At 61.0% G+C, this 15,415-nt stretch carries 15 protein-coding genes; 9 read left to right on the top strand and 6 right to left on the bottom strand.

What is annotated here, in order from left to right; all coding sequences use genetic code 11:
- Positions 1-196: 196 nt before the first annotated feature.
- Complete coding sequence (locus KCG87_RS11955; protein ID WP_007965266.1) at positions 197-817, bottom strand: TetR/AcrR family transcriptional regulator; 621 nt, start codon at positions 815-817, stop codon at positions 197-199.
- Positions 818-955: 138 nt separating this feature from the next.
- On the opposite strand from KCG87_RS11955, the gene copC reads away from it, so the two are divergent.
- Positions 956-1,318, top strand: a complete 363-nt coding sequence (gene copC, locus KCG87_RS11960; protein ID WP_098968231.1) for a copper homeostasis periplasmic binding protein CopC — start codon at positions 956-958, stop codon at positions 1,316-1,318.
- A 3-nt stretch (positions 1,319-1,321) separates the two neighbouring features.
- A complete protein-coding gene (copD, locus tag KCG87_RS11965) occupies positions 1,322-2,179 on the top strand; it encodes a copper homeostasis membrane protein CopD (RefSeq protein ID WP_210557764.1) in 858 nt (285 codons plus the stop codon).
- A gap of 118 nt (positions 2,180-2,297) precedes the next feature.
- Here the strand turns inward: copD and KCG87_RS11970 are convergent, their stop codons facing one another.
- Both KCG87_RS11970 and KCG87_RS11975 read right to left on the bottom strand, forming a co-directional pair.
- Positions 2,298-3,440 (bottom strand): HlyD family secretion protein, encoded by a 1,143-nt coding sequence (locus KCG87_RS11970; RefSeq protein WP_027613204.1) that lies wholly within the window; start codon positions 3,438-3,440, stop codon positions 2,298-2,300.
- Entirely contained in the window at positions 3,437-5,092 is a 1,656-nt protein-coding gene (locus KCG87_RS11975) for an MFS transporter (protein WP_027613205.1), read from the bottom strand. The genes KCG87_RS11970 and KCG87_RS11975 overlap by 4 nt, the downstream gene beginning before the upstream one ends.
- 266 nt (positions 5,093-5,358) lie before the next feature.
- Here KCG87_RS11975 and KCG87_RS11980 point away from each other — a divergent pair, with 266 nt between their 5' ends.
- From KCG87_RS11980 to KCG87_RS12010, 7 genes are all read left to right on the top strand, one after another.
- Positions 5,359-6,309, top strand: coding sequence for a polysaccharide deacetylase family protein (locus KCG87_RS11980; RefSeq protein WP_210557762.1), 951 nt, complete (start codon positions 5,359-5,361; stop codon positions 6,307-6,309).
- Between the two features lie 165 nt (positions 6,310-6,474).
- The gene (locus KCG87_RS11985) at positions 6,475-7,770 is read left to right on the top strand and encodes an OprD family porin (protein WP_098968228.1); all 1,296 of its coding nucleotides are present in this window, start codon (positions 6,475-6,477) and stop codon (positions 7,768-7,770) included.
- Positions 7,771-8,052: 282 nt separating this feature from the next.
- Positions 8,053-8,877 (top strand): NAD(P)-dependent oxidoreductase, encoded by an 825-nt coding sequence (locus tag KCG87_RS11990; protein WP_134786066.1) that lies wholly within the window; start codon positions 8,053-8,055, stop codon positions 8,875-8,877.
- A 30-nt stretch (positions 8,878-8,907) separates the two neighbouring features.
- Entirely contained in the window at positions 8,908-9,801 is an 894-nt protein-coding gene (locus KCG87_RS11995; protein WP_210557759.1) for an SMP-30/gluconolactonase/LRE family protein, read from the top strand.
- 64 nt (positions 9,802-9,865) lie between these two features.
- On the top strand, positions 9,866-10,837 hold the full coding sequence (locus KCG87_RS12000) for a TRAP transporter substrate-binding protein (RefSeq protein ID WP_210557757.1): 972 nt from the start codon (positions 9,866-9,868) through the stop codon (positions 10,835-10,837).
- A 76-nt stretch (positions 10,838-10,913) separates the two neighbouring features.
- Positions 10,914-11,441, top strand: coding sequence for a TRAP transporter small permease (locus KCG87_RS12005; RefSeq protein ID WP_210557755.1), 528 nt, complete (start codon positions 10,914-10,916; stop codon positions 11,439-11,441).
- The gene (locus tag KCG87_RS12010) at positions 11,441-12,721 is read left to right on the top strand and encodes a TRAP transporter large permease (protein WP_202370769.1); all 1,281 of its coding nucleotides are present in this window, start codon (positions 11,441-11,443) and stop codon (positions 12,719-12,721) included. The genes KCG87_RS12005 and KCG87_RS12010 overlap by 1 nt, the downstream gene beginning before the upstream one ends.
- Positions 12,722-12,823: 102 nt before the next feature.
- Here KCG87_RS12010 and KCG87_RS12015 read toward each other — a convergent pair whose 3' ends face one another.
- The 3 genes from KCG87_RS12015 to KCG87_RS12025 all read right to left on the bottom strand — a co-directional run bounded on the left by KCG87_RS12015 (position 12,824) and on the right by KCG87_RS12025 (position 15,386).
- Positions 12,824-13,624 carry a sulfite exporter TauE/SafE family protein gene (locus KCG87_RS12015; protein ID WP_103369163.1) on the bottom strand — a complete coding sequence of 267 codons (801 nt, stop codon included), beginning with the start codon at positions 13,622-13,624 and terminating at the stop codon, positions 12,824-12,826.
- 9 nt (positions 13,625-13,633) lie between these two features.
- Complete coding sequence (locus tag KCG87_RS12020; RefSeq protein ID WP_210557753.1) at positions 13,634-14,878, bottom strand: FAD/NAD(P)-binding oxidoreductase; 1,245 nt, start codon at positions 14,876-14,878, stop codon at positions 13,634-13,636.
- Positions 14,879-15,044: 166 nt separating this feature from the next.
- On the bottom strand, positions 15,045-15,386 hold the full coding sequence (locus tag KCG87_RS12025; protein WP_007965280.1) for a metalloregulator ArsR/SmtB family transcription factor: 342 nt from the start codon (positions 15,384-15,386) through the stop codon (positions 15,045-15,047).
- Positions 15,387-15,415: the final 29 nt, after the last annotated feature.

Here is a 15,415-nt window from a genome sequence, read left to right on the forward strand (position 1 = left end):
CGGACGGCTTTGAATCCATAATCGATACATGCACAGGCACGGACGGCTTTGAATCCAAAATCGATGCATGCACATGCTCGGACGGCTTTTTGAGTCCATATTCGACTGGATTTTTCAGGTCGATGTAACTCGCAAGACACCTCGGTCGGCCCCCTCTCCCTCCGGGAGAGGGTTGGGGTGAGGGTCAGCTTTTGCTTCAGGGCTCCAACCCGATCCCGCGCAAGATCACACTGGTCACCGTCTGCACCGCCCGTTCGAACTGCATGTCCGACAGCGGCTGATGCTCGTTGAGAATATTCACCTGATGATCGAAGTCGGCGTAATGCTGGGTCGAAGCCCAGATCATGTACAGCAGGCTCGACGGCTCCACCGGCAGAATCCGCTTGTCCTCAACCCATTGGCGGATCTTCGCTTCCTTCATTTTCGCCCAGTCATACAGGCTGACATCCAGCGCCTCGCCTAACGTTGGCGCGCCGTGGATGATCTCGTTGGCCCAGACTTTCGAGCCGTGCGGCCGGCTGCGTGAGTGGTTCATCTTGGCGCGGATGTAGCTGCTGAGCACCACCCGTGGGTCATCGAACATCTCGAAGCACAGTGCGTCCTGCTTCCACACTTCCAGCAGGTCGAACAGCACCGCGCTGTACAGTTCGCTCTTGGTGGAAAAGTAGTAATGCAGATTGGAGCGCGGCAGTTGCACTTCGGCGGCGATGTCGGCCATGGCGGTGCCGCCGAAACCTTTTTCGGCGAAGACTTTTTCCGCCGCGAGCAGGATTTTCTCGACGTTACTGCGACGGATCTCGATCTTGTGATTGCCCATGAGGGCTCCCTGACAACGACGTTGTTGAAGACTAGCATCCGCTCTGGCCTCGGGGCGACCGCTGCAAACAAAACTTCGTATGAAGGCCGGCGCATGGCTAAACTGGCGCTTCTTTGTCCTGCCTCAGAGGTATCCGCGATGCTGTTCAAGAACGTCCTGACCACCACTGCCCTGCTCGCTTCGCTGTTCGCCGCATCTTCGGTTTTCGCCCACGCCCACCTGAAAAGTGCCACCCCGGCCGCCGACAGCACCGTCGCCACGCCGGCCGATCTGCGCCTGACCTTTTCTGAAGGCGTCGAAGCCAGTTTCACCAAAGTCAGCCTGACCCACGACGGCGCCCCGGTCGCAATCAAACCGCTGACCACCGAAGGCGACAAGAAAACCCTGATCGTCACCCCCGCCGCACCTCTCGGCGCCGGTGAATACAAAGTCGAATGGCACGCGGTGTCGGTCGACACACACAAGAGCGAAGGCGCCTACCAGTTCAAGGTTGGCCAGTAATTCATGAGTGAAGCGCTGGTGCTGTGCCGCTTTGTGCATTTCAGCGCGGTGTTGATGCTGTTCGGCGCCTGGCTGTTCGGGCCGTTGCTGCTCAAGGCACCAGTGCCGACATTGGATCGGCATCTGGCGCGACTGGCGCGTTGGCTGACCGCGATTGCGTTGGTCAGCGGTGTCACCTGGGCACTGTTGATCACCGCGAGCATGGCCGGTTCGGCGGCGGCAGCGTTCGATCCGGACACTGTTGGCGTGGTGCTCGGCAATACCTTTTTCGGCCAGGTCTGGCGCTGGCATCTGCTGATCAACGCGCTGTTGCTGGCACTGCTGTTCACGCCGTGGCGTTCGAATGTGCTGCTGCGCCTGGGCTTGAGCGCGCTGCTCTTGGCGACCCTGGCGCCGGTCGGTCACGGCGCGATGCTCGACGGCCTCAGCGGGCAACTGCTGATCCTCAACCAGATCGTTCATCTGACTTGCGTCGCTGCATGGCTGGGCGGCTTGTTGCTGTTGGTGTTGATCCTGCGTCAGCCGAGCACAGCGATGGGCCGGATCCTGCAACGCTTCAGCGGTGTCGGTTATGCGATCGTTGGCGGCCTTCTGATCACCGGGTTGATCAACGTGCGCGTGCTGACCGGGCAATGGTGGCCGACGCCGCTCTTTGCAGGGTTTGCCTTGATTCTGCTGATCAAGGCCTTGCTGGTGCTGGGCATGCTCGCGCTGGCGCTGTTCAATCGCTTGCGGATTGATGATTGCGAACAGCGGATGGGCACGCTCAAACGCAGTGTGGTACTGGAGTGGTTGTTGGGGATGGGTGCGGTGGCGGCCGTCTCCCTGCTCGGTACCCTGCCGCCGATGATTGCTGGATAAACCCAATCAGACTGTGGGAGCGGGCTTGCTCGCGAAGGCTGTGTATCAGATACGAAAATATCGCCTGACACACCGCTTTCGCGAGCAAGCCCGCTCCCACATTTTTGATCTGCGCAGGTCAATGCGGTTGTGTGTCACCCGCCGCGGTGTCGATGCTGACCACCACCGACATCCCCGGGCGCAAGCGCTCCTCTTCCTGCTGCCCCTCATCAATGGTGATCCGCACCGGCACGCGCTGGGCGATTTTCACGAAGTTGCCGGTGGCGTTGTCGGCCTGCAACAGGGCAAATTCCGAACCGGTGCCGGGCGAAATGTGCTGCACATGGCCGGTGAACTTGCGGTGGTTCAGCGCATCGACGGTGAAGCGCACCGGCTGCCCGACGCGCACATTGTTCATCTGGGTTTCCTTCATGTTGGCGATCACCCATTTCTGGTTCGGCACCAACGCCATCAACTGCGCCCCTGAGTTGACGTAAGCGCCGAGGCGCACGCCGATCTGCCCGAGCTGGCCGTCACGCGGGGCGACGATGCGGGTGTTCGACAAGTCGATCCGCGCCAGTTGCACCGCTGCTTCAGCGCTGGCCACCGAGGCTTCCAGCGAACCGCGATTGACGATCACCGTCTGCAGATCCTGCCGGGCGATTTCCAGATTGGCCTTTGCCTGCGCCACCGCCGCAATGCTCTGCGCATTGGCCGCGAGCGTCACGTCCATCTCGCGTTTCGACACCGAGCCGTCACTCACCAGCTCCTTGTTACGCCGCAGATCCGCCTCGCTTTTGCGCAACTGCGCCTCGCTGTCGGCCACCACCGCCTGACGCAGTTTGATCGTCGCTTCGGCGCTGTTGCGTTGCTGCACCACGTTGGCCAGCGCGGCTTTCTGCACCGCCAGTTGCGCCAGCGACTGGTCGAGGCGCTGCTGATAAATCCGGTCGTCCAGGCGCACCAGCAGGTCGCCGGCCTTCACGTACTGGAAGTCCTGCACCGGCACCTCGAACACGTAACCGCTGAGCTGCGGGCCGATGATCGTCACCTGGCCACGCACCAGGGCGTTTTCAGTGGTTTCGACCGCACTGCTGAATGGCGGCAACTGCCAGGCGTAGAGCACGATCAGCACACCGACGATGGCAATCGCGGCAAAGCCCAGTGACGAGATGATCCGCACCCGCAACGAGCGCGGCTCGGTGTTCGGCGAGGACGGCGGTGCCACGCCTTCCGGGGTGGCGGCGATGGCATTGGTGGTTGTGGTGGTGGGTTCGGTCATGAATTGGAAGCACCGTCAGGAGGTACGGAAGGCGCGGGGTCGACGGCTTTGGTGGTGCTCATCAGCCACAGCGCACGAATGGACAGCCAGATCATGGTCAGCACCGCAATCACGGCGATCAGCATGAATACATCGTTATAGGCCAGCACGTTGGCTTCGCGAGTGGCCGCGTTGGACAGGCTGCGAATCCCGGCCAGATTGCGCAGGCTCGGGTCGGCCAACAAGGAACCGTAAGCCGACCCGCCGCTCTGCACACGGGCAGCCACCAGCGGATCGGACAACGTCAGGTGCTCGACCAGGTGACTGGAATGGAATTTCTCGCGCACGATCTGGAACGTGCCCAACAACGCCGCGCCGAGCAGGCCGCCGAGGTTGTTGCAGATCCCGAACAACACCGAAAAACTCACCAGATTGCGCGGATTGGTCAGCACGTTGCGGGTGCCGAAAACCATGGTCGGTCCCAGAAAAAACGTGCTGCCGAAGGCCAGCAGAAACTGGCTGAAATACAGGTTTTGCGGGCGGGTCAGGTTATTGGAAAAACTGTCCATCACCGAACCGGTGGCCATCAGCGCCAGCGAGATGATCAGCGGCATCAGCAGGTGCTTGGGGTCGATGGTCAGTGCGCTGGTCGCCAGCCCGGCGACGCTGCCGATCAGCATCACCACATACAGGCTGTGCAACTGCTCATAACCCATGTTGAGGTTCTGCATGAAACCGACGGCGCCGGTGGACTGTTCCGAGGTGACCATGCGGATCAGGGTCACCGCCAGCGCCAGGCGGATCATCGTGCCGCTGCCGAGCCAGCGGGTCATCAGCATCGGGTTGCTGCGATTGTGTTCGATGGCCAGGCCAGCAAGGATCAACGCAATCGAGGCCGCCAGCGCATAGCCGATCCAGTTGGCTTCCAGCCACCAGTCGATGCGCCCCAGCGACAACACCGCACACAGCAGTGCCACGCCGCTGGCGAGAATCGCGAAGGTGAGAAAGTCCAGCGGCTCGAAGGTTTTGAAGCGGTCACCGGGCGGCAACTTGAGCAGCAACACGCAGCCCAGCGACAGCAACGCCATGCCCAATTCAAACAGGTACAAGCCGCGCCATTCGGCAATCTGCAGCAAGTCTTCGGAGAACAAGCGCGCCAGCGGCAGCGCCAGTTGCGAGGCGCCGAGGCCCAGCACCAGCGCCTTCAGCCGCCACTTGGCCGGAAACGCCTGGACCATGTAATACAGACCCAGCGAACTCAGCGCCGCACCGACCATGCCGTGCGCCGCCCGCACCGCGATGGCCGAGCTCAAGTCGTTGACGAACAGATGACCGAACGTCACCAGCGCATACAGCACCAGAAACACTTCGGTGAATGCACGCAGGCCAAACTGCTGGCGAAACTTCACCAGCAGCAGGTTCATCGACACGTTGGTCATCACGTACGCAGCTGGCAGCCAGGCCATCTCCGCCGTGGTCGCGCCCAGCGCGCCTTGCAGGTAAGGCAGGTTGGCGACCACCAGCGAGTTACCCAAACCACCGGTCACCGCCACCAGCAGCCCGACCAGCGCATAGGCCAGGCGCTTGGGGTTGGAGTGCAGCGGCGTCGAGGGGGAACCGGGCAGACTGGGCTTCTCGTGAGGCTGCCAGTCGCGCGGGGCGTATCGATCCATTGAGAGGCCTTGTGCTTGTGTTGCCGGGAGTTTGCCGCAAATCTTGCGGCAAACCCACAATCCTGTGGGAGCTGGCTTGCCGGCGATGACGGCAGTCGGCTCGGCAACAGGGTGACTGGCAGACCGTTATCGCGGGCACGCCCGCTCCCACGGGTTTGCGGTGGATTCGTAAATTCTGTTTAAAGGTCCTCTCGCCCGCAACGGATTTTTCCCGCGGCGGGCAACTGCCACCCTTGCAGCACTTCTCAACCTGCAAGGTGCCCGTTATGACCACGCCCCACCGGCAACGCTCCCCACGCCTGCTGAAAAACCTTCTGGCTGCCGCCCTGTTGCTGCCCGCCCTCGCCTTCGCCCAGGAACGCCCGTGGCCGGACGGCTCGCAACTGGTGATTTCGGTGTCGATGCAGTTCGAAACCGGCGGCCAGCCCGAGGGTGCGGAAAGTCCGTTTTCCGGCAGCCCACTGCCCAAGGGTTACCCTGATCTGCCGGCGCAGACCTGGTTTGATTATGGCTACAAGGAAGGCTTGTGGCGGATGCTCGACCTGTGGGATCGCACCGGGATCAAGGTCACCTCGCATGTGGTCGGCGAAGCGGCGCTCAAGCACCCGGAACTGGCGAAAGCGATTGCCGAGCGCGGCCACGAACTGGCAGCCCACGGCATGCGCTGGGCCGATTCCTACAACATGAGTTACGACCAGGAAAAACAGTTCATCGGCGACGGTGTCAACGCGGTGGAAAAACTCACCGGCCAGCGCTCGCTGGGCTACAACGCCAACTGGCTGCGGCGCAGCCCCAACACGCTGAAGGTCCTGCAAGACCTGAACTTCACCTACCACATCGATGATGTCAGCCGCGACGAACCGTTCGTGACCATGGTCCGTGGGCGCAAATTCGCCGTGGTGCCGTATACCTTGCGCAACAACGACATCGTGTTGATCGAGGGTCGGCATTTCTCCGCCGAGCAGTTCTATCAGCAATTGGTGCTGGAATTTGATCGCCTGTACGCGGAAGGCGCGAGCAAGCGGCGGATGATGTCGGTGAGTCTGCACGACCGCATCGGCGGCACCCCGGCGATGGTCGAGGCGATGGAACGTTTTATCCGCTATGCGCAGTCCCATCCGAAAGTGACATTCATGCGCAAGGACCAGATCGCCCGGATCGTCCTGACCGAGAAAAACCCGCTGATCGACAACACAGAGGCGCTCTATAACCGGTAAACCCGCCGAAAACAGCCCTCTTCGCAGCATTTGGAGGGCTGCCAAATCGCGCAAAACAATCGTAACAAGCCCTGTTGACTTTTGCGGAAAACCTCGCAACTATCCGCAACCATGTTGTACGACGACGTATGACAAATAATAAAAACAACAACAGGGAGCGTCACAGTGAGCACACTCGTCTGCAATTCCGTTCGCACGTCCCGTATTTCCTTCCCCCGCCCGTGTTCCACCCTGAGTTTGATCGGCTGCAGCAGCCTCGCCCTGGTTTTGCCGATGAGCGCAGACGCCGAAGGCTTCCTCGAAGACAGCAAAGCCACGCTGAACCTGCGCAACGCCTACTTCAATCGCAACTTCGTCAACCCGAACTACCCGCAGGGCAAGGCTGAAGAGTGGACGCAAAACTTCATCCTTGATGCCAAATCCGGCTTCACCCAAGGCACCGTCGGCTTCGGTCTCGATGTGCTGGGGATGTATTCGCAAAAACTCGATGGCGGCAAGGGCACCGGCGGTACGCAACTGTTGCCGATTCACGATGACGGGCGTCCGGCGGACAACTTCGGTCGCCTCGGCGTGGCGCTGAAGGCCAAGGTGTCGAAGACCGAATTGAAGGTTGGCGAATGGATGCCGGTGCTGCCGATCCTGCGCTCGGACGATGGCCGCTCGTTGCCGCAGACCTTTCGCGGTGGCCAGATCACCTCCACCGAAATCAACGGCCTGACCCTCTACGGTGGGCAGTTCCGTGGCAACAGCCCGCGTAACGACGCCAGCATGGAAGACATGTCGATGAACGGCCGCGGCGCCTTCACCTCCGACCGTTTCAACTTCGGCGGCGGCGAATACACCTTCAACGACAAGCGCACCCTGGTCGGCGTGTGGTACGCCGAACTCAGCGACATCTACCAGCAGCAGTATTTCAACCTCAGCCACAGCCAGCCGCTGGGTGACTGGACGCTGGGCGCCAACCTCGGTTTCTTCACCGGCAAGGAAGACGGCAGCGCCCAGGCCGGCGACCTCGATAACAAGACCGCGTTCGCCATGCTGTCGGCCCGCTACGGCGGCAACACCTTCTATGTCGGCCTGCAAAAACTCAGCGGCGATGACGCGTGGATGCGGGTCAACGGCACCAGCGGCGGCACCCTGGCCAACGACAGCTACAACGCCAGTTATGACAACGCCAAAGAGCGCTCCTGGCAGTTGCGGCATGACTACAACTTTGTCGCCCTCGGCATTCCCGGCCTGACCCTGATGAACCGCTACATCAGCGGCGATAACGTGCACACCGGGACGATAACCGACGGCAAGGAATGGGGGCGCGAGTCGGAACTGGGATACACCGTGCAGAGCGGGCCGCTGAAAAACCTCAACGTGAGATGGCGCAACGCGACGATACGCCGGGACTTCAGCACCAATGAGTTCGACGAGAACCGGGTCTTTATCAGCTATCCGATTTCGTTGTTGTAAAGCCAGTCCTCACACCGGGTTTCCCTGTGGGAGCGAGCTTGCTCGCGAATGCGTCGGGTCAGTCAATTCATCTTTCAATGACACACCGCTTTCGCGAGCAAGCCCGCTCCCACAGGGGGATTGCATTGCAACGAAGGCGTCGCGGTGATTGAAAAGTGAATGAGCCCCTTCCGTCATTTACCCCAAAAGTCGCGTTGACAAGTTCCGGAAACCCTACCGATACTTCAGCGCAGTCATACGACAACCTACAACAAACCTAATAACAACGTGTAAGGGATTGCCATGACGTCTACCTCTACTCCCCGCGCCCCGTTCAACCGTCTGCTGCTGACCGGCGCTGCCGGTGGCCTGGGCAAAGTCCTGCGCGAACGTATGCGCCCTTATGCCCATGTCCTGCGCCTGTCGGACATCGCGGCTCTCGCCCCAGCCATTGATGATCGCGAAGAAATCGTCCCCTGCGACCTTGCCGACAAACAGGCAGTGCACCAACTGGTCGAAGGCGTCGACGCGATCCTGCATTTCGGCGGTGTCTCCGTGGAGCGGCCCTTCGAAGAAATCCTCGGCGCCAACATTTGCGGCGTATTTCACATCTACGAAGCTGCACGCCGCCATGGTGTGAAGCGAGTGATCTTCGCCAGTTCCAACCACGTCATCGGCTTCTACAAACAGGACGAGCCGCTCGATGCCAGCTGCGCCCGCCGCCCCGACGGCTACTACGGATTGTCCAAGTCCTACGGCGAAGACATGGCCAGTTTCTACTTCGATCGCTACGGCATCGAGACGGTCAGCATCCGCATCGGCTCCTCATTTCCCGAGCCGCAGAACCGCCGAATGATGCACACCTGGCTGAGCTTCGACGACCTCACCCAATTGCTCGAGCGCGCGCTGTACACGCCAAACGTTGGCCATACCGTGGTCTATGGCATGTCCGCCAACAAGGACGTCTGGTGGGACAACCGCTTCGCCAGTCACCTCGGTTTTGAGGCCAGGGACAGCTCCGAAGTGTTCCGCGAAAAAGTCGAAGCGCAGCCTATGCCCGCCGCCGATGACCCGGCGCGGATCTATCAGGGCGGCGCGTTCGTCGCGGCCGGCCCCTTCGGCGACTGAACACTCTGCCAACGACGCAAAGGAATGAGTATGCAAGCCGAATTGATCGTCGATGCGCGCAACGCCGTGGGCGAAAGCCCGGTCTGGGTGCCGCAGGAAAACGCGCTGTATTGGGTCGATATTCCCAACGGCGGACTGCAACGCTGGAACGCTGACACCGGCCATGTGCAGGCCTGGAAAACCCCTGAAATGCTCGCCTGCATCGCCCGTCACAGCGGTGGCGGCTGGGTTGCCGGCATGGAGAGCGGCTTTTTTCATCTGCACCCGCACAGCGACGGCAGCCTCGACAGCGAATGGCTCGCCACCGTCGAGCACAGCCGAGAAGACATGCGCCTCAACGACGGTCGCTGCGACCGCCAGGGCCGTTTCTGGGCTGGCAGCATGGTGCTGAACATGGGCCTGAACGCGTCCGAAGGCCGGCTCTACCGCTACGGCGCCGGGCAGTCTGGTGTGATCGAAGCGCAACTCGACGGCTTCATCGTGCCCAACGGCCTCGGCTTCAGCCCTGACGGCAAGACGATGTACCTGTCCGATTCACATCCGCACGTGCAATTGATCTGGGCCTTCGATTACGACACCGAGACCGGCACACCATCGAATCGGCGGATCTTCGTTGACATGAACCACTTCCCCGGCCGGCCGGATGGCGCTGCCGTGGATGCCGAAGGCTGCTACTGGATCTGCGCCAACGACGCCGGACTGATTCACCGTTTTGCCCCGGACGGGCGCCTCGATTTCTCGCTGGAAGTGCCGGTGAAGAAGCCGACGATGTGTGCCTTCGGCGGCAGCCGCTTGGACACCCTCTTCGTGACCTCGATTCGTCCCGGCGACGACCACGACCCGCAATCCCTGGCCGGCGGCGTGTTCGCCCTCACCCCCGGGGTCAAAGGCCTGGAAGAACCGCTGTTCGACGATTCCCTGTAACACCCGCCTCTGCTGCACCGCTGCGCCTTGAACACAACAATAACAAGACTGGAGACTCACCCCCATGAACTTCAAACGCACCTTGCTGGCCGCTGCACTCCCGCTGATGTTCACCTTCACTGGCGCCGCCCAGGCCCTGCAACTCAAATTCGCTGACATCCATCCCGCCGGTTATCCCACCGTGGTAGCCGAAGAAAACATGGGCAAGACCCTGACCCGGGAAACCAACGGCGAGCTGACCTTCCAATACTTTCCCGGGGGTGTGCTGGGCTCAGAAAAGGAAGTCATCGAGCAGATGCAAGTCGGCGCGGTACAGCTGTCTCGCGTCAGCCTGGGTATCGTCGGCCCGGTAGTGCCGGATGTGAACGTGTTCAACATGCCGTTCATCTTCCGCGACCATCAACACATGCGTAACGTCATCGACGGCGCAGTGGGCGACGAGATCCTCGACAAAATCACCAACTCCGAATTCGGCCTCGTGGCGCTGGCCTGGATGGACGGCGGCACGCGCAACGTCTACACCAAGAAACCGGTGCGCAAGCTCGAAGACCTCAAGGGCATGAAGATTCGTGTCCAGGGCAACCCGATGTTCATCGACATGATGAACGCCATGGGCGGAAACGGTATCGCCATGGACACCGGGGAAATCTTCAGCGCCTTGCAAACCGGCGTGATCGACGGCGCGGAAAACAACCCGCCGACCCTGCTCGAACACAACCACTTCCAGAACGCCAAGTTCTACAGCCTGACCGGTCACTTGATCCTGCCAGAGCCGATTGTGATGTCGAAAATCACCTGGGAAAAACTCACCCCGGATCAACAGGCGCTGGTCAAGAACGCCGCCAAGGCTGCCCAGGCTGAAGAGCGTGTGCTGTGGGACAAGAAGTCCGCTGCCAGCGAAGAAAAACTCAAGGCCGCTGGCGTCGAGTTCATCGAGGTCGACAAGAAACCCTTCTACGACGCCACCGCACCGGTGCGGGAAAAGTACGGTGCGAAGTACGCCGACCTGATCAAGAAAATCGAAGCCGTGCAGTAACGCCTCCCGCTCCGTCCTCATTAACCAGGCCCGGCGCACCTGATCACTCAGGCGCGCCCGGTTACGGTGGAACCCGATGAAGAATCTACTGCTGCGTATCAACGACAAGATCTACATGGCGTGCATTTGGGTCGCCGGCCTTTCCGTTCTGGCGATTTCCCTGATGATTCCCTGGGGCGTGTTCGCCCGCTACGTGCTGGGCACCGGTTCGAGCTGGCCAGAGCCTACGGCGATCCTGCTGATGATGGTGTTCACCTTCATCGGTGCCGCCGCCAGTTACCGCGCCGGTGCGCACATGGCCGTGGCCATGCTCACCGACCGCATGCCACCCCGGCTGAGATCTGCGGCGGCGATATTCTCGCAACTGCTCATGGCGTCGATCTGCATTTTCATGACCATCTGGGGCGCAAAGTTGTGCCTGTCCACCTGGAATCAGTTCATGGCAGCCCTGCCCGATCTGCGGGTTGGCGTGACCTATCTGCCGATTCCCGTGGGCGGCTTGCTGACGCTGGTTTTCGTCCTGGAAAAACTCTTGCTCGGTGACCAGAGCAAACGGCGGGTCGTGCAGTTCGATCTGGTTGAAGAAAGTGAAGGTGGCGCTTGATGGACGCTCTGATTCTGCTGGGCAGTTTTATCCTGTTGATCCTGATCGGCATGCCGGTCGCCTATGCGCTGGGCGCCGCCGCGCTGATCGGTGCATGGTGGATCGACATCCCGTTCCAGGCGGTGATGATCCAGGTCGCGTCGGGGGTGAACAAATTCTCGCTGCTGGCCATTCCGTTCTTCGTCCTGGCCGGTGCGATCATGGCCGAGGGCGGCATGTCCCGGCGTTTGGTGGCGTGTGCCGGGGTGCTGGTGGGTTTCGTGCGCGGTGGCCTGTCGCTGGTGAACATTGTCGCCTCGACCTTCTTCGGCGCGATCTCCGGTTCCTCGGTGGCCGACACCGCGTCGGTGGGTTCGGTGCTGATTCCGGAAATGGAACGCAAAGGCTATCCACGGGACTTCTCCACCGCGGTGACCGTCAGCGGCTCGGTGCAAGCCCTGCTCACGCCGCCAAGCCATAACTCGGTGCTCTACTCCCTGGCCGCCGGTGGTACGGTTTCGATTGCCTCGCTATTCATGGCCGGCATCGTGCCGGGCTTGATGATGAGCGCCTGCCTGATGGTGCTGTGCCTGATCTTCGCGAAAAAGCGCAACTACCCCAAGGGTGAAGTGATCCCGATGCGCCAGGCGCTGAAAATCGTCGGCGAAGCCCTCTGGGGCATGATGGCGATGGTGATCATCCTCGGCGGCATCCTCTCGGGGATCTTCACCGCCACGGAATCGGCGGCCATCGCCGTGTTGTGGTCGTTCTTCGTGACCATGTTCATCTACCGCGACTACAAGTGGCGTGAACTGCCGAAGCTGATGCATCGCACGGTACGCACCATTTCCATCGTGATGATCCTGATCGGCTTCGCCGCGAGCTTCGGCTACATCATGACCCTGATGCAGATTCCGGCGAAAATCACCACGCTGTTCCTGACCCTGTCGGACAACCGCTACGTGATCCTGATGTGCATCAACGTCATGCTGCTGTTGCTCGGCACGGTGATGGACATGGCGCCGCTGATCCTGATTCTGACGCCGATCCTGATGCCGGTGATTCTCGGCATCGGTGTCGACCCGGTGCAGTTCGGCATGATCATGCTGGTCAACCTCGGGATCGGGCTGATAACACCGCCGGTGGGCGCGGTGCTGTTTGTCGGCTCGGCGGTGGGCAAGGTCAGTATCGAGAGCACCGTGAAAGCGCTGCTGCCGTTTTATGCGGTGCTGTTTCTGGTGTTGATGCTGGTCACTTACATCCCCGCCATTTCCCTGTGGCTACCGCATCTGGTGTTGTAACAGCCTGAAAGATCGCAGCCTCGTTTCACTCGACAGCTCCTACATGGGAATGCGATTCCTGTAGGAGCTGCCGAAGGCTGCGATCTTTTGATCTGCCAACATTCAGGCACGCAACAACATATACCCCGCCACCACCAGACACACGCTGGCAAACCCCACCTGCAACGTCCGCGCCGGCACCCGCGCACAAAGCTTGCGGCCGATGATCATGCCGACGATGCTGGCCACGATAAACGCCGCGCCCTGAGCATCAATCCGCACGCCCGCGTGAAACGAGCCGATCACGCCAATCGCCGAAATCAGGCTGATCACCATCAGCGACGTCGCGACAATCCCGCGCATCTGCACATCGGTCAGTTGCTTGAACGCCGGCACGATCAGGAAGCCACCGCCGACGCCGAGCAAGCCCGAGACCACGCCGGTCACCGCACCCAGCGCCGCGAGGGTCGCGGTGCATTTGGCGGTCCAGTCGAAACGCCCGGTCTGCTCATTGAGCATGCAGTTTTTCTGCCCCCAACTGGCGTGGCCGTGGTCGCTCGGTCCCTCTTGCGCACGCTCACGGCGCAGCATGCGCCAGGCCACCATGACCATCAGCAGACTGAAGAGGATCATCAGGATCTTCTCCGGCAACTGGTGCGCGAAATAAATGCCCAGCGGCGAAAACAGCGCACCGAGCGCGGCAATCAGCAACGCCGCGCGATAGCGCACCAGGCCATGACGCAAACCGTCGATCGCCCCGACTGCCGCCGCACTGCCGACGGCGAACAACGCCACGGGCGCGGCCTGGGTCATGCTCCAGCCGAGACCAAGCACCAGCGCCGGCACCGCGAGAATCCCGCCGCCCGCCCCGGTCAGTCCGAGAATCAGCCCCATCAACACGCCAAACAGACTTGCCAGCAACATAGGGAGTTCTCAGTCGACTTTGGACAAACCGGTCAGCCACTCGCGGCCCTTGAGCATGCCGTTCCAGTAGAACCACGGCAGCAGCGTCGCCTTGAGGAACCACGCCGAGCGGCGCGGCACGGTCGCATCGAGGGCGAAGGTCGGCAGCAACTTCCCGCCGTAGCCGAATTCGGCGAGGATCACCTTGCCCTTCTCCACCGTCAGCGGGCACGAACCGTAGCCGTCGTACTTCAGTGGCAGCGGTTGTTGTTTGCGCAGGGCCAAGAGGTTTTCGGCGACTACGACGACCTGCTTGCGCACGGCGGCAGCGGTTTTCGCATTGCTGGTGCCGCAGATATCACCGAGGCCGAACACCTCGGGGTAACGCGGATGTTGCAGGCTATGCGGATTGACTTCGCACCAGCCGGCAGCGTCGGCCAGCGGGCTCTGGGCGATGAAATCCGGCGAGACTTGCGGCGGCACCACGTGCAGCAGATCGAAGGTTTTCGCCTGTGTGGTGAGGTTGCCGTCGGCGTCCTTGATCTCGAACCACGCGGTTTTCGCCGGGCCGTCGACCTTGACCAGGTTGGAGTTGAAAGCCAGTTGCGCGTTGTACTTTTTGATGTACTTCATCAGCGGCGGGACGAAGGTCGCGACGCCAAACAACGCGGCGCCGGCCAGGTTGAACTCGACTTTAACGTTGTTCAGGACGCCGGTTTTACGCCAGTGATCGCACGACAGGTACAACGCCTTCTGCGGCGCGCCGGCGCATTTGATCGGCATCGCCGGCTGAGTGAACAACGCCTTGCCGCCACGCAGTTTCTGCACTTGATCCCAGGTGTACTGCGAGTGCTGATAGCTGTAGTTGGAGGTCACGCCATGCTGACCGAGGCTTTCCTGCAGGCCTTCGATCTTCTCCCAGGCCAGCCGCAGGCCGGGGCAGACGATCAGGTTCTGGTAAGTGACGGTGCGCTGATCGTTGAGGGTCAACTGGCGCAGATCGGGATCGATACCGGTCACCGCCGCCTGAATCCAGGTGGCCTGACGCGGCATCACTTTGCTCATCGGCCGCACGGTGTCCTTGACGTCGTAGGCGCCACCGCCGACCAGCGTCCACGCCGGTTGGTAGTAGTGCTGGGCGCTTGGCTCGATCACAGTGACTTTAAGAGTGGGATCACGCTTGAGCAGACTGGCGACGAAGCCGATGCCGGCGGTGCCGCCGCCGATGACCACGATATCGGCACTGATGGATGGGCCCCAGTGTTGATCGTTCATTGCTTGTTCCTTATTGCTGCATGCAAGGATTTCTTGGCCATCGCACAAATCCATTGTAGGAGTGAGCCTGCTCGCGATAGCGGTATGTCAGTCTATGAAGATGTTGGCTGATACACCGCTATCGCGAGCAGGCTCACTCCTACAGAGATTGTGTGGTGGCTGACATTTATTGATGGCCCAGGCTTTTCAGCACCGCTCCGCAATACAACCCGGACAGGGTCTTCATCACCTGAATCACTTCAGGACTGGCCAGACCGTAAAAGATGTATTTACCTTCGCGACGGGTCGCCACCAGGCCTTCATCGCGCAGGATGCCCAGTTGCTGGGACAGGGTCGGCTGGCGCACGCCGGTCATTTTTTCCAGCTCGCCGACATTGCGCTCGCCCTGAGTCAACTGGCACAGGATCAACAGGCGATCCTCATTGGCCAACGCCTTGAGCAGCGCACAGGCCTTGGAGGCGGACGCCCGCAATTGGGCGACTTCACATTCGGTCAGACTGGATTGCATTTGCACGAGGCCTTCAACGTCACTTAAGC

Origin of the sequence: Pseudomonas sp. MWU347 (assembly GCF_017947305.1) — a bacterium.
Lineage (GTDB): Bacteria > Pseudomonadota > Gammaproteobacteria > Pseudomonadales > Pseudomonadaceae > Aquipseudomonas > Aquipseudomonas putida_A.